Origin of the sequence: Thioalkalivibrio versutus (assembly GCF_001020955.1) — a bacterium.
Taxonomy (GTDB): domain Bacteria; phylum Pseudomonadota; class Gammaproteobacteria; order Ectothiorhodospirales; family Ectothiorhodospiraceae; genus Thioalkalivibrio; species Thioalkalivibrio versutus.
In genome coordinates, this window is the sequence record NZ_CP011367.1 from 1,888,026 (window position 1) to 1,903,650 (window position 15,625).

Below are 15,625 nucleotides of genomic sequence, written 5' to 3' on the forward strand. Positions count from 1 at the left end.
ACACTGTGCAGACCGCCCCCACCCGTGCGCGTCCGCGGGTGGGGGCGACGTCAATCGCGCGCCTGCCGAATGGCCAGAGCCATCTGATTGCGAACGGCCTTCAGGGCCCGCAGGACCGTCGGTTCCACGGCTGCGCCGGCCGGCAATTCCAGATACAGCAGCCCGATACAACGATCGCGCACCGCCAGCGGCAGCAGGAGAAAACTGCGCGCATCCAGGGCCTGGCGGAACTCGTCGGGGATATAGCGACTGATCGAGGCCTCGTGGCTGTCGGTGATGACCAGGTCCTTCTTCTGTTCCAGGGCCAGCGACAGGATGTCGCCCTTGCCCGCGAGCGCGAGTCGCAGCCGTCCGGACAGCGTCTCGGCATCCTTTCCGAAGGCGGTATGCGCCACCAGCACCCGATGCTCGCGATCGGCGAGCATCAGCATTACCCGCCGCAGACCGAGGGTCTGGTACAGGGTCTCGAGCGTTGTCTGCATCAATGTGTTCAGCTCGAATCCGCCCACCATGCTGTCCAGCATGTCGGTGAGGGTCTCCATCAGTGCCGCGGCCTGGGCGGCGGGATCGGCGGTTGCGGCTGCCGCCGCTTCGCCGCTCCCCTCCGCGGCTTCGATATCCGCCGCGTCGCTGTCATCGATCTGCACACCCAGATTCGCCTTCAGCCGGTTCAACGGCTCGCGGCCCTCCGGCGGCAGCTTGACCACCGTCAGGAAGTGATCCATATGCTCGCGCCCGGACTTGATGGCCCGCTGCATGCCGCGGGCATCCACGCCCAGGGCACGTTCGTAGCGCCTGCGCAGATCGGTCAGCAGAGCGCCCTGCTGGTCGCGGTCCGCCTGGGTAATGCATTGCCCCATCTCCGACGCCAGGGTGACGATGCGATGCAGGCGCTGGTCGGCATCCCGCGCGGCCGGCAGCGTGCCCGAGGGAGCCCGTTCCACCGACGTAACGATCTCGCGCGGGAAGTTCCAGTCCTCCAGCACGCTGCGCGCCAGGGCCTCGTAGGAGATCCCCAGGACCTGACGGGCGGCACTGCCCTCACCCGTACCCTGACCCACACGAATGCGGATTTCGTCCGCCTCCTCCGGCAGGTAGTACAACACCAGCATGCGACCGATATCGTGGAACAGCGCGCAGACGAACGCCCGCTCGCTCTCCACCCCGCCGACCTGCTCCGCCAGATCACGCGCCAGCATGGCGCTGAACAGGGTGCCGACCAGCGCCTCCATCAGGCGTCCGGAATGACGCCCGCCCTTGAGGTTCTCGAACAGCACCAGCCCGAGCGCCGCCGTGCGCACCTGTTCGAAGCCCAGCAGCACGATCGCGCGCGAAACGGTGCGGATATTGCCGCCAAAGTTGCTGTAAAAGGGGGAGTTCGCCAGCCGAAGCAGCTTCTGCGTGGTGGCGTAGTCCTTCAGCACGGCATTCGACAGCTCGGCCACCGAGCGCTTCATCGTGTCGTCGGAACACTGGGTGATCTCGCGGATGTGGCTGGAGATACCGGGGAAATCAGGCTTGCGCCGGATCCGCCGCAGGATGAAGTCCTGCGATCCATCGCCCGTCTGGCCTTCGCCCTCGACGGCCACCACCAGCGCCTCGCGAAACTCGCGGGCCGATGCGAAACGCTCGGCGGGATCCGGGCGGGTGGCCCGGAGTACCAGGGCGTCGAAGCGTTCGTCGCCATTGCCGGTGCGACCGGAGGGTGGCTCCAGCGCCCCCGCCTGCATCGCCTGCCGGATCGCCGCGGGGCTATCACCGGCAAACGCGCGCTCGCCCGTCAGCATCTCGAAGAACAAGGCCCCCAGGGAGAACACGTCGGACCCTTCGGTCGCGGCCTCGTTCGCCAGCCGTTCCGGCGCCAGATAGTAGGGTGTATCCGGCAGGTGGCTCTCGCCGCGCGCGGCCACGTCGGGCAGCGCCATGCCCAGCCCGGTGATGCGCGCATGTCCCTCGGGATTCACGGTCACGTTCGCCGGCTGCAAGGCCCCGTGCAGAATGCCCTGCTCGTGCGCCGCCGCTGCCGCATCCAGCAGCTCGCGCATCAGGGCCAGGGCGCGATCGATCGGCAAGGGTCCGCGCGCCAGGATCTGCTCCAGGGTCTCGCCCTCGACGTACTCGAACACCAGGTAGACGCCCTCGGCGTAGTCCCCCGCCTCGAAGATGGGAGCGATGTTCGGGTGCCGAAAGCGGCTTAACCGGCGGGCATCTTCAAGCAATGCCTGGCGGGTCGAAGCGTCCGCCGCGACGTTGGTCAGCGTTCGAATCGCGACCTGCCGATCCAGCAGCGGGTCGTGCGCGACATAGAGCCCGTCGCGGGCACTCGTACCCAGCGTCCGCGTGATCCGGAAGCGTTCGATCTCGGGCACGGCCTTGCGGTCAACCATCGGCCACCCCCCGATTTCCCATGCCCACGTTATCGACCCGAACGATTGTCAGCCCCACCATGTACGGATCCATCCGTCTTCTCCCTGTATTCAACGGGGCCCACCCCGACCCCCCACCGACCCTCCGAGGAGGGCCTCCATCTCAATCAGCTGGGTCGCGCGCGTGTTCCTTGAGGATGTCCAGCGGGATCACCGCCAGGGTCTCCTCGTGCGTCGCGCGCAGGAAGACCCCGGGCGCCGCCCCCGCCCGGTAGGCCTCCAGCCAGCGCGCGGCGCACAGGCACCAGCGATCCCCGGCCTCCAGGCCGGGGAAGCCGAATTCCGGAACCGGCGTGATCAGATCATTCCCCCGTGCCAGGGAGAAATCGAGAAACTCGCGGGTGAGCTCGGCGCACACGGTATGCATGCCCTGGTCGTCGTAGCCGGTGGCACAACGGCCGTCGCGATAAAAACCGGTGACCGGCCCGCGACTACAGGGCTCCAGGGCCCCGCCAAACACGTTCTTCGAGGGAAATGGCTGCATTGAGGGAATCTCCGTCTGCTATTCCTACAGGATAACGGAGACCCGGCCTCCCAACGCGAGCGTTTACTCCATCCGGGGGAATTCAGTCGGCGTCCGGCCAGCCCCATTCGTCCAGAAACGCGCGCAGGTTCTCGGGCTGGTAGTCGACATCCTTCCGGTAGCGTTCCAGGGCACTTGGATGCACCTCGGTCGGGTGACCCGACTGGTACAACGGACGCCGATAGCGCCGTCGCAGGCGATAGATGTGCCGCCGCGAGCGGTGCAGCGACGCCAGCGGGTCGGGGCGCAGGTTATCCGGCAGATACCCCTCCACTTGCAGTCCGGCCATCCGGGCTTGCTCGATCATCCACGCCAGCGGGGCCTCTGACGCGAGACGCCCCTCGGCATCCGGGGCGTAGCCGCCGCCCACGTCGGCATGCACGCCACTGAACCACAGCTGTTTCAGGTCCAGCCCCGGGCGCGGATCCCACAGGGTGGGCTCAAAGTCGGCTCGTGTCTCGTCGATCGCCATGGCATGGCGGGCGATGCGCACGTTGGACCCCAGCTTGGTGTCGTAGAACTCGTCCGTACGATCGAACATTCCCAGCAGAGAGAACGGGATTCCCAACGCGCCGACCGTATCCCAGACACCAACAAAGCGGATCTCCCGCGAGGGATGCGCATGTTTCGCGCGAAAGGTACGCGAGGCTTCGCCCTCGGGCGCATGGCTGGCGCCGGTGTTCTTGTAGTGCCGAAAGGCCTGCTCGATCAACCGTGCATCCGGGCGCTTCAGGACCCCGCAGTTGTTGATCAAGCCGCACAGGCTGCGAACGGTGTACGCCCCGCGGCTGAAACCGAACAGGAATATCTCGCTGCCGGGGGCGTAGTTCTGCACGATGTAGCGATAGGCATCCTGGATGTTCTTGTGGATGCCACGCCCGGTCACGCCACCCGAGATCTTTGCGTAGTACGCCCCCACGCCCCAGTCGTAGTAGACCTGCTGCGGGTCGCCCATGGCATCGACGGGCGCAATGGCCCGCGCCAGGCGCAGGACATTGGTCGGCACGTCCGACTCGACGTCCTCCTCCGGGCGATTCCAGGTTCCGTCCGCACAGATCACGATCCGTCGTGTCATTCGCTGGTCTCACATCCTTGGCGTCGGGCGGTCCCGGCGATCATTCAGCGCACGGCAGGCCGCCGTGTGATGCCCCCCCCTCAGGAGCCGATCTCGATCCGGCGCACGCCCGGCCGGGCGTCATCCTTGCGCCGGGGGATATCGATCTTCAGAACACCGTTCTTGAACCGCGCCTGGATGGCATCGATATCGGCGTCCCCGGGCAGGCTGAGGATACGGCGAAACTGTCCGTAGGCCCGCTCCACACGATGATAGCCCGCGTCATCTTCCTCGGTCTCCTAGGGAAACACTGATTCATGTACACGCTCGCGCTCGAGTCGCTTTTGCGTGCGAACAAGGCGCGGTGACTGCCGTGCAGCATTCTGCACAAGGGAGCCGCAACGCCGTGCGCGCGCCCGTTTTTGATCAACAACGGGCGGCCGAGCCCCTTCGGGGTTGGTACCCCAGGTTCCCCGATCCTGCGTTGCGCCGCTTACAGGTAGAACCACTACCTGTTGCACGACGCGCCTTGTCTCGGAAAACCTGGGGTGCCAACGCGAGCGTGTGCATGAAACAGTGTTTCCCTAGCGCTTCTCGCCGGAGATAATCAGGTCGTCGCCATCCACCGTCAGGTCGATCGCGTCCTCGTCGATCCCCGGCACCTCCACCGTGATCCGGTAGGCCTTGCGGGTCTCGGCGATATCCACACTGGGCTTGAGCAGCAGCGAGGCGGCGGCATCACCCCCGCGCATCCCGAGGGCCGAGCCAAAGAAGTCCTCGAACATCCGGTCCATCTCGCGGTGCATGCGCATCAAGGGGTCGGCGCCCTCGCGCCGAGCCGGCACGACCTCCGGACTCGCGGTCTCCTCGCGCTTGAACCAGTTCCACGGCTTGAGCTTTTGCAGGTCCATGGTGATCACCTCCGTTGCAGATCCTGTCTACCGAGTTAACTAGGTCGCGGAGAGGGCCTTTTCAAGCCCTGCGAATCAGCCCCCCGAAAATCGGCTAACCGCACCGGCTGACGCCGGGCGCCCCAGTTGCCGGGGCGCGCCTCGAACACCCCGGGCACCGATGCCCCGCAGGCGTTGCAACAGCCATCGGCGGTCAGGTTCCAGTCCGACAGCTCATACCCGTCGCGGCCAATCACGCGTTGCCCGCACCCCGCGCACCAGGTGCTCTGGCCCTCCGTGTCATGCACATTGCCGGTGTACACGTGATGCAGACCCTGCTCGCGAGCGATGCGCCGCGCCCGCTGCAGCGTCTCGATCGGCGTGCGCGGGTGTTCGGTCATCTTGAAATCCGGATGGAAGGCGGTGAAATGCAGCGGCACATCCGGCCCCAGATGCTCCCGGACCCATTGCGCCATGGAGGTGATCTCCACATCGCTGTCGTTCTCTCCCGGGATCAGCAGCGTGGTGATCTCGACCCAGGTATCGGTCTCGTGCACCAGCCATTCCAGGGTGTCGAGTACCGGCTGCAGATGGGCCCCGGTCAGCTTGTGATAGAAGCGCTCGGTAAATGCCTTCAGGTCCACGTTCGCCGCATCCATGGCGGCAAAGAATTCGCCGCGCGCCTGCTCGGTGATGTAACCGGCCGTCACGGCCACCGTGCGGATATCCCGCGCGCGGCAGGCCGCCGCCACGTCGATGGCGTACTCGTGGAAGATCACCGGGTCGTTGTAGGTAAAGGCCACCGCGCGACAGTCCAGCGCCTCGGCGGCACGTGCAATGGTCTCGGGATCGGCGCGATCGGCCAGCGTGTCGATCTCGCGCGACTTGCTGATGTCCCAGTTCTGGCAGAACTTGCAGGCCAGGTTGCAGCCGGCCGTGCCGAACGACAGCACCGGACTGCCCGGGAGGAAGTGATTGAGCGGCTTCTTCTCGATCGGATCCACGCAGTAGCCGGAGGAACGCCCATAGCTGGTCAGCACCACCGCGTCGTCGAGATTGGCGCGCACAAAGCATGCGCCGCGCTGTCCGGGCTTCAGCTTGCAGTAGCGCGGGCACAGATCGCACTGTACGCGGCCATCCTCCAGGGCATGCCAGTAGCGCGTGGCGACGGTGAATGCGTCGTGTTCGGGGATGTCGTTCATATCCAGTCCAGACCGTGATTCATGGTCTTGAATATGAGGGCACAACCCCAATATTCAACAACATAATGCTTGATGGAGCCCCTCAATGACGGCACAGCCCCGCATCCGCGAGCCCGCCATCGCGGGCCAGTTCTACCCGGCCGAGCCCGAGGAGCTGCGCGCCACGGTCACCCGCTTGCTCGATGCCGCCCCGCTCGTAGCGGACGCGGCGCCGCCCAAGGCCCTGATCGCGCCGCATGCCGGCTACCCATACTCCGGCCCGGTGGCGGCCTCGGTCTATGCGCACATCCGCCCCCTGGCGGGAAAGATCCGGCGCGTCATCCTCTTGGGTCCATCGCATCGCGTGCCCTTTCGCGGCATCGCGACCACTACGGCAACGGCCTACCGCAGCCCGCTGGGAGACATCCCCGTGGACCACGAAGCCCTGGACGCCATCGCGGACCTGCCCGGCGTCCAGTTACTGGACATCGCCCACGGACCGGAACACAGCCTGGAGGCCCACCTGCCGTTCCTGCAGGTGGCACTGGGGGAATTCGAACTCGTCCCGCTGGTGGTCGGGGATGCCTCGTCCGAGCAGGTCGCGAGCGTGCTGGAACGGCTGTGGGGCGGCCCGGAAACCCTGATCGTCGTGAGTTCGGATCTCTCCCACTTCCACGACTATGCCACCGCATGCCGCCTGGACACGGCCACCACCCGTGCCATCGAACAGCTGGACGAACACGCGCTGGGGCCGGAACAGGCCTGCGGCTGCCGGCCGCTGGCGGGCTTGTTGCGGCTCGCGCGACAGCGCGGTCTCACCATCACCACACTGGACCAGCGCAACTCCGGCGACACCGCCGGCCCGCGCCGGCGCGCGAGCGCCTGCTGGAACTGGCCGCGGATGCCATCCGGCGGGCCGCGCACCATGCCCCCGCCCGCCCCATTGCACTGGAACAGGAGCCCGACCCGCTACCCGATCCCGGCGCCAGCTTCGTCACCCTGAAGCAAGGGGAAACCCTGCGCGGCTGCATCGGCACGCTGGAGGCCCACCGGCCCCTGGCCGCGGACGTCCTGCACAACGCTCGCGCGGCGGCGCTCAATGACCCGCGCTTTCCACCGCTGCGCACGTCGGAACTGGCCGGTCTCGCCTATTCGGTCACGTTGCTGACCGCTTCGCGACCCATGGAGGCCGCGCAGCGCAAGGGCCTGCTGGATCAGCTACAACCGGGCCGGGACGGCCTGGTCCTTCAGGCCGGAGCGCGCCGCGCCACCTTCCTCCCTGCGGTCTGGGAACAACTGCCCGACCCCGAGACCTTCCTCGATGCCCTGCTGCAAAAGGCCGGGCTGGCGCCGGGCAGCTGGCCCGACGGCCTGCAGGCCTGGCGCTACGGGTCCCTGGAGGTTGCCGGTGAACTTTGAACCGAGTGTGACGCTGTACCTGATCGTCGCCACCGTCGCGGTCTCCCTGCTCGCATGGCAGAACCCGCGCTGGTTGCAGGCGATGATCCATCACCCGCCATCGGTGCAGCGCGGCGAATACTGGCGCCTGGTGACCCACGGCTTCATCCATGCCGATGGCACCCATCTCGCGTTCAACATGATCACGCTGTTTTTCTTCGGCATGGCCATGGAGCGCGTGCTGGTGCCCGCGATCGGCATGGGCGGCTTCGTGCTGTTCTATCTGGCCGCCATCGTCCTCGCCAGTCTGCCAAGCCACCTGAGCCATCTGCGTGACCCGGGCTACCGCTCGCTGGGCGCTTCCGGCGCGGTCTCCGCGGTGCTGTTCGCCTACATCCTGCTGCAGCCGTGGTCGCTGTTGTTCGTGTTCTTTATCCCGGTCCCGGCCATCGTGTTTGCGGCGGTCTATGTCGGCTATTCGCTCTATGCCCAGCGCCAGAACCGCGGCAACATCAACCACAGCGCCCACCTGTGGGGCGGCGCCTGGGGCATCGCCTTCATGCTGTGGCTGGAACCCAGCCTGCTGGCGCGGTTCTTCCAGGAACTGCTCTCGCCCCTCGGGTGACCCCGGTTACTTGTCGGGCGCCCCGGGCAGTTCTAGCCTCTGCGCACTTTCCTCCCCGACACCGCAGGATCCCGCCATGCAAGACGCCATCGCCACGCTCCCCAAGGTCGAGCTGCACCTGCACATCGAGGGCTCCCTGGAACCCGAGCTGATGTTCGCCCTGGCCGAGCGCAACGATGTCGATCTCCCGTATGCCTCGGTCGAGGAGGTTCGGGCCGCCTACCAGTTTCACGACCTGCAATCCTTCCTCGATATCTACTACGCGGGCGCCTGCGTCCTGCTGACCGAGCAGGATTTCTACGACCTGACCTGGGCGTACCTCGAACGCTGCCGGGACGACCACGTCCGCCACACCGAGATCTTCTTCGACCCGCAGACCCACACCGAACGCGGCGTGCCCTTCGCCACGGTCATCGACGGCATCCACCGCGCGCTGGCCGACGGCGAACGGGAACTCGGCATCACCAGCCGCCTGATTCTCTGTTTCCTGCGCCACCTGAGCGCCGAGGCCGCGATGGAGACCCTGGAGACCGCCCTGCCCTGGCGCGAGCACATCCACGCAGTCGGGCTGGACTCCGCGGAGCTGGGCAACCCGCCGGAGAAATTCCAGGCCGTGTTCGAGCGCGCGCGGGCCGAGGGATTCCCCGCCGTCGCGCATGCCGGCGAGGAGGGACCACCGGACTACATCTGGCAGGCACTGGACCTGCTCAAAGTCGCGCGCATCGACCACGGCGTCCAGGCCGAGCAGGACCCCGACCTGATGCAGCGCCTGGCGCGGGAGCAGATCCCGCTGACCGTCTGCCCGCTGTCCAACATCAAGCTGTGCGTGTTCGAGCGCCTGGAACAACACAACCTGAAGCGCCTGATGGACGCGGGGCTGTGCGTCACTATCAGCTCGGATGACCCGGCCTATTTCGGCGGCTACGTGGGGGAAAACTTCCGCGCCACGGCCGCGGCCCTGCAGCTGGACCTGGATGACCTGGAAAAACTGGCACGCAACGCCGTCGACGCCGCGTTCCTGGAAGCCAGCGCAAAACAGCGCCTGCACGACGAGATCGGCGACTGGCGGGCCCGGCACGCCGCCTGAAACGCAAGTGCGGGTCCGGGATTCCTACCCGGAGAAGCGCGTCGGGCGGGCCGGAAGACGCCCCTTCGCCACCAGGCGCTCGATGCGGGTGAACACCTCTCCGCGGCCGAAGGGTTTCTTCATGAAGTCGTCGGAGCCGATGCGATCGAGGAAGAACTGCTCGACCGCGTCCTCGTTGCCGCTGATCATGATCACCGGCACCTTCGCGGTGGCGGGGTCCCGGCGCAGTTGACGCAGCATGGCAAACCCGGTCATCCCGGGCAGGAGGATATCCAGGAAGATCAGGTCCGGTGGATTCTCGCGCGCCAAAGCCAGCGCCTCCTCGGCATCGCCGACGCCAATCGGCTCCAGCTCGTTCTGCTTGAGCATGCTGGTGAGCAGCGCGACCACCGTGCGCGAATCATCCACCACCAGCACCCGCAGCCCGCGAGCGGCCTCCTGGCGTGCCTTTGTACGCCGCTCGCCGGCCTTGCCGAACCGCAGCAGACTCCCCATTCGCTGCATGTAGCTCATGCCGGACTCCTTTCCCCTGGCCGTAGTGTTTTGTCGCACGCCAGATGACCGCATTGTTCCCGTGCCCGCACGCCCTGTCCAGCGCGCCTTGACGGCCCGTTTGAAGCCCGGCGCGAAGACGCGCATTATCCGGATTTGCCTGCGGATCACTGAATGGAGTCAGGACCCAGCATGACGGCAGACACGCTCCGACCGCCGGTCACGACCGCGCCCCGGCGAGACCGCCCAATGGACGGCCGGCCATGAAGATCCTGGTCGTCGACCACTCCCGTGTGTTCCGGGCGCTATGGAGCCGCATGGTCCTGGCCGCCGGCCACAAGCCGATCATGGCCGCAAGTGGTGCGGAGGGCCTCGCCCGCATCGAGGAAAACGACCTCGAGCTGGTCTGCGCCTCCATTACCCTGCCCGACATGAGCGGGATCGAGTTCTGCCGCCAGGCACGCGCCAAACCCGCCGGCCATGATCTGCCACTGATCCTGCTGACCACCAAGCAGGACCACGACATACGCCGCGCGGCATTCGAGGCCGGCGCCACCGATCTCCACGACAAGACCAACATCCGTGACCTGTTCCACCAGGCCGCACGCTACGGCCGGCCGGTGGAACACGCCCACGAGGGGCATGTGCTGTATGTCGAGGACAGCCCCACCGTCGCCCGGGTGATGACTCGCATCCTCGAGGGCATGGGTCTGGAAGTAGCGCACTTTCGCAGCGCCTCCGCCGCCCTGACTGCCTTCGACGAGGGCACCTGGGATCTGGTCCTGAGCGATATCCTGGTCGAGGGCGACATCAGCGGCATGGGGTTGGTCAGCCGCCTGCGCCACCGCTTCCCCGACAAGACCAGCCTGCCGATCGTCGCGATGTCCGGCCTCGACGACCCGAACCGACGCGCCGAGCTCTTCCGCCTGGGGGTCAACGACTTCGTGACCAAGCCGGTGCTGGAAGACGAGGTCCGCGCCCGCATCGGCAACCTCCTGGCGAACAAGCGCCTGCTCGAGGAAGTCCAGAGCCAGCGCCAGAAACTCTACGACATGGCGATGATCGATCCCCTCACCGGCCTGCGCAATCGCAATGTCCTGGCCGAATGCGCCGCACGCTTCTTCACCGAAGCCAACCAGAAGGACATGGCCCTCAGCCTGATCCTGCTGGATATCGACCATTTCAAGCAGATCAACGACAGCCACGGCCATCTGGTGGGCGACGAGGTCCTGGTTGGCATCGGCGAACTACTGCGCACCACCGGGCGCGAGGTCGATGTCGCCCTGCGCTTCGGCGGCGAGGAATTCCTGCTGGTCCTGCCCGAGTGCGACCTGTTCGATGCCCATACCCGTGCCGAGGAGCTGCGCCAGCAACTGCGCGAACTCCAGCCCGCCGGACTGACCATTACCGCCAGCTTCGGCGTGACCAGTCGTCCCTGCGGTCGCGAGATCGACATGAACGACCTCTTCCGGGTCGCCGACCAGGCCGTCTACCAGGCGAAGAGCGAGGGGCGTGACTGCGTCGTCTCGCGCACCCTGGATGCTGGAGCCGAATCCGACTTCCAGGACACCCGTACCGCCGACGACTCGCCCGGGCCGGGGCAACCGACCCCGGAACCGTCTGTCTGAGACGCGGACCAGGCCCGCCACTCAGCCCTGGATACGCCAGCTGCCGTCCGGCTGCCGACAGGCGGTCCCGTACACCTGCTCGGTCTGGCCTCCGATCACCGCGTCGATGGTGTACTCGCGGCACGGGCCGGCGGTGGTCTCGTAGGTCCGCGTCGGCACCACGGTGTACTGGTTGCCACTGTCGGGATTGACCCACCGCGAGGGCACACCCGTCCGCACACTCTCCAGGGTCTGGGCCGTCTTCAACCGGTCGACCTCGTCCATGGACTGGCCCACCGAGCCACCGATCGCCGCGCCCGCGAGGGTGCCGGCGATGATCGCCGCGGTCCGGCCACGCCCGGAGCCGACCTGCGAGCCAAGCACGCCCCCCAGCACGCCGCCGATCACCATCCCGGCCTGTTCCTGCGACCCCTGATAGGTCGCACAGCCGCCGAGACCCAGGACCGCCGCCAGGACAATCGCGAAAGAAACATTGCGCCACATGAGCATTCCTCCACCGGCGACCCGTATCCGAACCCGTGGGGGACCGGGACCCGTACCGGCTCTGGCGTCCCCCTGACCGGAGTATAGGCCACCCGGAGCCCACGCTCCGGCGCCCGGAAAACCAGGCCCGGCGGTCAGCCGGGCGGCTTCGGCGGGCCGGATGCGGCGCCCTTCGACTCCGGCTTCGACGCATTGATCGCGCGCTGGAAGACCCAGCTCTTGATCTCGCGGATCTGCTCCACCATGGTCCGCGACAGCGGTACCGTGTTGATCACGTTGCGGATCACGTCGCGCTGGTTGAACACCCGCCCCTCCTGGTAGGCGTCGATCCGCGCCGACTTCACCGCCTGCTCGATCTCGGCCCCGCTCCAGTCCTCGGTGCTGGCCGCCATGTAGTTCAGGTTGAAGTCCTCCAGGTTGCCGCCGTGACGCTCGACGTGGATGCGCAGGATCTCCTTGCGCTCCTCCACGTTCGGCAGGTCAAGGAAGAACAGCTGGTCAAAGCGCCCCTTGCGCATCAGCTCGGCCGGGAGCTGCTGGATGCGGTTCGCGGTCGCCGCCACGAACACCCGCGGCGACTTCTCCTGCAGCCAGGTGAGAAAGCTGGAGAAGATGTTTACATTGCCGGCGCTGCCCGCGGCGTGACTGTCGAAACCGAAGGCGTTCTCCAGCTCGTCGACCCACAGCACCATCGGCGCGATCTCCTCGGCGATCCGGGTGGCCCGGGCAAAGGCGTATTCCGGGGTACCGAAACTGCCGGACAGCACCAGGCTCATGTCCAGCCGCACCAGCGGCAGCCCCCAGGCGGTGGCGATGGCCTTGGCGGCCATGCTCTTGCCGCAGCCGCTCACCCCCATGAACAGCACCCCGGCCGGCAGCGGGACGTTGTCGTTCCAGGCCTTCTCGGTGAACAGGTCGGCGCGTGTGCGCACCCATTCCTTGAGGTTCTCCAGACCGCCGATATCCTCCAGCGAGCGCTGTGGCGGATAGAACTCGAGACAGCTCTCCTTGCGCAGGATCTGGCCCTTCTCCTCCTGGATCTCGGCCAGCATGTCGGCCTCGGGCAGCGGCTTGCCACGGAACAGCCGCGCACTCAGGTGCCCGACCTCGTTGAGCGACAGGCCGCGCATTCCCGCCGCCACCCGGAACAACTGCTCGCGCGGGACCGCCTCGGCGCCGCGGGTGTGTTCGAGCTGCTCCAGCACCTCGGCCTCGGACGGCAGCTCCACCTCGACCAGGAAGACCTCTTTTTTCAGGATCTCCGGCAGCTTCAGCAACGGGCAGCTGAGGAACACCACGTTGCGCCCCTTCTTCAGCTGGTAGTACAGGTCGCGCACTCCGCGCACCAGCGCCGGGTTGTCATCGAACCACATGGGCAGATCCTTCAGCAGGACCATTCGCGGGGCATCCGTCTCGCCGGCCGCCACCCGCGCCACTGCCGCTACCGGGTCCGTCGTCGGTGCATTCGGGTCGTCGTGCTCGCCAAACCCGTGACTCGCCGACCAGACCTCCAGGTGGCCGTCTTCGCCGTAGAACGAGCGTGCGACCGAACGCAGCAGCCGCTCCATGCGATCTTCGTCCCAGCCGAGAAGGTAGAACACCGGATAGTGCGACTTGAGCCCGCGCAGGATCTTGTGTGCCGTCTGATTCTCCAGCTTCTTGCTCAATGCGCGTCTCCTCCCCGGGTACCTGAGCCGAGTGTACCGATCCGCGGCGCCGATGCGACCTGCCACCGAACCTTGGGATTGCGCATCCGCTACTCTGACCGCATCACGCCGGACGCTCCCCGGAGGCCCCGCTCAATGACGCACCCCCGCCCCCGACCCAACGGGTTTTCCCGCGCCAACATCGGGCGCGGCCTGCTGGTGCTGCTGATCGCGCTGGGCATCGGCATCGCGCTGTGGATCGGCGATCCGGTCCGCCTGCTGGCCTGGGGCGATGCCGTCGCGGGCGGCCCCTGGGCCACGGCAGGGCTGGTGCTCCTGATGGCCCTGATGCTGACCTTTGCTCTGCCCGGCACGCTCATCCTCTGGTTGATCGCCCCGTTCCATCCGCCCCTGTTAGCCATCGGTCTGCTCCTCGCAGGTAGCGTCAGTGGTGCCTGGGGTGCGTACCGCGTGTCCGCCCGCCTGGCGCGCCATCCCGATCACGAACGCCGCGAAGACGCCTGGCTAGCCGATTTCCTGCACCGCCACAGTGGCCTCGCCACGCAGATCGCGCTGCGCGTGCTCCCCGGCTTTCCCCATTCGATGGTCAACTACGCCGGCGGCGCGCTGGGCCTTCCACTTGGCCGTTTCCTGCTGGCAGCCGTGCTCGGGCTCGCCGTCAAGTGGGGCGTGTACGCCACCGCCATCCACGGGACCACCGACGCCCTCGCGAGCGGCGAGGCCCTGCAACCGCAAACCCTCCTGCCCCTGTTTGCGCTGGCGGTGCTGTTGTTGCTGGGCGCCGCGCTGCGCCACCGGATTCAGCGCCGTCACTCACGGCGCCTTGAGACCGACGAATGACACAGCGGATGGCGCTGACCCGCCCGCCAAACCGAGAACGGCTTCCCGGAGTCTACCCAGCCAGCCTGTGACCACCCGTCAGGTTGGTTACACTGTTGCGCACCATTCAAGCCCGGCCACCGCGTGACCCACGATACTGCCCCGCAGCAACATTCGGACATCGGCGACGTCAACCAGCGCTTCTACGATGGCTTGTGGGCGGACACGCGTCTGGTGCACCCGGAGCGCTTCAACACCTGGAGCCTGGTATCCAGCCTGGCCGAATCGCATACCCGCCGGCTCGAAGTCGGGCCCGGCATGCGCCCGCGCCTGCCGATCGCCGGCACCCACTTTGTCGATATCAGCCCACCGGCCCTGGCGGCACTGGAAAGCGCGGGCGGCATCACCCACACCGCCCCCATCTCCGCCCTGCCCTACGCCGACCAGAGTTTCGACCTGGTGTGCGCGCTGGACATCGTCGAGCACGTGGAAGACGACGAGGCGGCCCTGGCCGAGCTCTCGCGGGTGGCGGCACCCGGGGCGCGGGTACTGCTCTCCACCCCACTACACCCGGAATACTGGACGCCGTTCGACGACATCGTCGGCCACTACCGGCGCTATGAACCGGCCAAGCTGACGCAACTGCTGGAACGCCACCACCTGCAGATCGAGCAAAGCGCAATCTTCGGCATGAAGCCCAAATCCTCGCGTCTCAATGACCTCGGCATGTGGTTCCTGCAACGTCATCGGCCGGTCGCGATGAAGGTCTACAACCGCTTCCTGATGCCCCTGGGACTGCGCCTGCAAAAGCCCCTCGAATTGACCCCCGGCATGGTCGCCACCGACGGCGTCGAAGAGGTCTTTCTGGTCTGCCGCCGCGCATCCTGAAGCAACACGCCCCCGGCTGCCCCTGACACGACCCGGGTCGGTGGCAACTCAAAGCCCCGCTCCGCACCGGGCCTGCTTGATGGAAACCCTCGTCCGGGCGTACTGTCTATGCAGGCAAGACTCCCGAGAGACCATCCAATGCTCGACCTGCTGCGTTCACGTTCCACCTACAGCGATCAGCGCTTCCAGTTTTCCCTGCTGGTGCTGGCCACCGGCTTCGTGCTGACCCTGCAAAACCCGCAGGCGCAGGAATCCGCTGCGGAACTGTTTTCCAAGGTGGAGTTCCCGAATTTCGCCCAGGTCCAGGACATGCGTCCGCAGCTGCCGCCACCGTGGATGGAAGGCGATCAGCTGGTGAACGAAGACAGCGAGTCGGTCCCGGTCGTCACCCTGCTTGAGCGCGAAGATGCCCGCTCCGCCGATCCGCGCGAACGCCCGACGCGCGCCGCCGGCGCAGAATAACC

The 15,625-nt window shown here is 66.8% G+C and carries 15 protein-coding genes and 2 pseudogenes; 8 read left to right on the forward strand and 9 right to left on the reverse strand.

Annotated elements, in window-relative coordinates; genetic code table 11:
* Positions 1 to 50 precede the first annotated feature (50 nt).
* From TVD_RS08790 to amrS, 6 genes and pseudogenes are all read right to left on the reverse strand, one after another.
* Positions 51 to 2,387, reverse strand: coding sequence for an HDOD domain-containing protein (locus TVD_RS08790; RefSeq protein ID WP_047251380.1), 2,337 nt, complete (start codon positions 2,385 to 2,387; stop codon positions 51 to 53).
* A 142-nt stretch (positions 2,388 to 2,529) separates the two neighbouring features.
* Entirely contained in the window at positions 2,530 to 2,910 is a 381-nt protein-coding gene (locus tag TVD_RS08795; RefSeq protein WP_018144213.1) for a DUF2237 family protein, read from the reverse strand.
* Between the two features lie 82 nt (positions 2,911 to 2,992).
* A complete protein-coding gene (locus TVD_RS08800; protein ID WP_047251381.1) occupies positions 2,993 to 4,024 on the reverse strand; it encodes a DUF2235 domain-containing protein in 1,032 nt (343 codons plus the stop codon).
* 80 nt (positions 4,025 to 4,104) lie between these two features.
* Positions 4,105 to 4,269, reverse strand: coding sequence for an Hsp20/alpha crystallin family protein (locus TVD_RS08805; protein ID WP_018938103.1), 165 nt, complete (start codon positions 4,267 to 4,269; stop codon positions 4,105 to 4,107).
* A gap of 321 nt (positions 4,270 to 4,590) precedes the next feature.
* A pseudogene (locus tag TVD_RS08810) lies at positions 4,591 to 4,914 on the reverse strand (Hsp20/alpha crystallin family protein); the annotation flags it as partial.
* A gap of 35 nt (positions 4,915 to 4,949) precedes the next feature.
* Complete coding sequence (gene amrS / locus TVD_RS08815; protein WP_018938105.1) at positions 4,950 to 6,095, reverse strand: AmmeMemoRadiSam system radical SAM enzyme; 1,146 nt, start codon at positions 6,093 to 6,095, stop codon at positions 4,950 to 4,952.
* Between the two features lie 85 nt (positions 6,096 to 6,180).
* Between amrS and amrB the strand changes: the two are divergent.
* The 4 genes and pseudogenes from amrB to TVD_RS08835 form a co-directional block, all read left to right on the forward strand.
* Positions 6,181 to 6,969, forward strand: a pseudogene (gene amrB / locus TVD_RS08820) (AmmeMemoRadiSam system protein B); the annotation flags it as partial.
* Positions 6,957 to 7,493, forward strand: a complete 537-nt coding sequence (gene amrA, locus TVD_RS14935) for an AmmeMemoRadiSam system protein A (protein ID WP_047251952.1) — start codon at positions 6,957 to 6,959, stop codon at positions 7,491 to 7,493. The pseudogene amrB and the gene amrA, both read left to right, overlap by 13 nt.
* A complete protein-coding gene (locus tag TVD_RS08830; protein ID WP_047251382.1) occupies positions 7,483 to 8,097 on the forward strand; it encodes a rhomboid family intramembrane serine protease in 615 nt (204 codons plus the stop codon). Before amrA ends, TVD_RS08830 begins: the two co-directional genes overlap by 11 nt.
* Positions 8,098 to 8,173: 76 nt before the next feature.
* Positions 8,174 to 9,184 (forward strand): adenosine deaminase, encoded by a 1,011-nt coding sequence (locus TVD_RS08835; RefSeq protein WP_047251383.1) that lies wholly within the window; start codon positions 8,174 to 8,176, stop codon positions 9,182 to 9,184.
* A 24-nt stretch (positions 9,185 to 9,208) separates the two neighbouring features.
* Here TVD_RS08835 and TVD_RS08840 read toward each other — a convergent pair whose 3' ends face one another.
* Positions 9,209 to 9,697, reverse strand: a complete 489-nt coding sequence (locus tag TVD_RS08840; protein WP_018144221.1) for a response regulator — start codon at positions 9,695 to 9,697, stop codon at positions 9,209 to 9,211.
* 242 nt (positions 9,698 to 9,939) lie between these two features.
* Between TVD_RS08840 and TVD_RS08845 the strand changes: the two genes are divergently transcribed.
* Positions 9,940 to 11,304, forward strand: a complete 1,365-nt coding sequence (locus tag TVD_RS08845; RefSeq protein ID WP_047251384.1) for a diguanylate cyclase — start codon at positions 9,940 to 9,942, stop codon at positions 11,302 to 11,304.
* A gap of 21 nt (positions 11,305 to 11,325) precedes the next feature.
* On the opposite strand, the gene TVD_RS08850 is transcribed toward TVD_RS08845, so the two are convergent.
* Both TVD_RS08850 and TVD_RS08855 read right to left on the reverse strand, forming a co-directional pair.
* Positions 11,326 to 11,787, reverse strand: a complete 462-nt coding sequence (locus TVD_RS08850; RefSeq protein WP_018144223.1) for an RT0821/Lpp0805 family surface protein — start codon at positions 11,785 to 11,787, stop codon at positions 11,326 to 11,328.
* Between the two features lie 134 nt (positions 11,788 to 11,921).
* Positions 11,922 to 13,454 (reverse strand): AAA family ATPase, encoded by a 1,533-nt coding sequence (locus TVD_RS08855; protein WP_047251385.1) that lies wholly within the window; start codon positions 13,452 to 13,454, stop codon positions 11,922 to 11,924.
* A 135-nt stretch (positions 13,455 to 13,589) separates the two neighbouring features.
* Between TVD_RS08855 and TVD_RS08860 the strand changes: the two genes are divergently transcribed.
* From TVD_RS08860 to TVD_RS08870, 3 genes are all read left to right on the forward strand, one after another.
* Positions 13,590 to 14,294, forward strand: a complete 705-nt coding sequence (locus TVD_RS08860) for a TVP38/TMEM64 family protein (RefSeq protein ID WP_047251386.1) — start codon at positions 13,590 to 13,592, stop codon at positions 14,292 to 14,294.
* A 123-nt stretch (positions 14,295 to 14,417) separates the two neighbouring features.
* Positions 14,418 to 15,161 carry a class I SAM-dependent methyltransferase gene (locus TVD_RS08865; protein WP_018170089.1) on the forward strand — a complete coding sequence of 248 codons (744 nt, stop codon included), beginning with the start codon at positions 14,418 to 14,420 and terminating at the stop codon, positions 15,159 to 15,161.
* Positions 15,162 to 15,299: 138 nt separating this feature from the next.
* Entirely contained in the window at positions 15,300 to 15,623 is a 324-nt protein-coding gene (locus TVD_RS08870) for a hypothetical protein (RefSeq protein ID WP_018144227.1), read from the forward strand.
* The last annotated feature ends 2 nt before the right edge of the window (positions 15,624 to 15,625 follow it).

Excerpts from the sequence above, each read along its gene's own strand:
- TVD_RS08790 (WP_047251380.1), bottom strand. The coding sequence starts at position 2,387 with ATGGTTGACCGCAAGGCCGTGCCCGAGATCGAACGCTTCCGGATCACG.
- TVD_RS08795 (WP_018144213.1), bottom strand. The coding sequence starts at position 2,910 with ATGCAGCCATTTCCCTCGAAGAACGTGTTTGGCGGGGCCCTGGAGCCC.
- TVD_RS08800 (WP_047251381.1), bottom strand. The coding sequence starts at position 4,024 with ATGACACGACGGATCGTGATCTGTGCGGACGGAACCTGGAATCGCCCG.
- amrS (WP_018938105.1), bottom strand. The coding sequence starts at position 6,095 with ATGAACGACATCCCCGAACACGACGCATTCACCGTCGCCACGCGCTAC.
- TVD_RS08835 (WP_047251383.1), top strand. The coding sequence starts at position 8,174 with ATGCAAGACGCCATCGCCACGCTCCCCAAGGTCGAGCTGCACCTGCAC.
- TVD_RS08840 (WP_018144221.1), bottom strand. The coding sequence starts at position 9,697 with ATGAGCTACATGCAGCGAATGGGGAGTCTGCTGCGGTTCGGCAAGGCC.
- TVD_RS08845 (WP_047251384.1), top strand. The coding sequence starts at position 9,940 with ATGAAGATCCTGGTCGTCGACCACTCCCGTGTGTTCCGGGCGCTATGG.
- TVD_RS08850 (WP_018144223.1), bottom strand. The coding sequence starts at position 11,787 with ATGTGGCGCAATGTTTCTTTCGCGATTGTCCTGGCGGCGGTCCTGGGT.
- TVD_RS08860 (WP_047251386.1), top strand. The coding sequence starts at position 13,590 with ATGACGCACCCCCGCCCCCGACCCAACGGGTTTTCCCGCGCCAACATC.
- TVD_RS08870 (WP_018144227.1), top strand. The coding sequence starts at position 15,300 with ATGCTCGACCTGCTGCGTTCACGTTCCACCTACAGCGATCAGCGCTTC.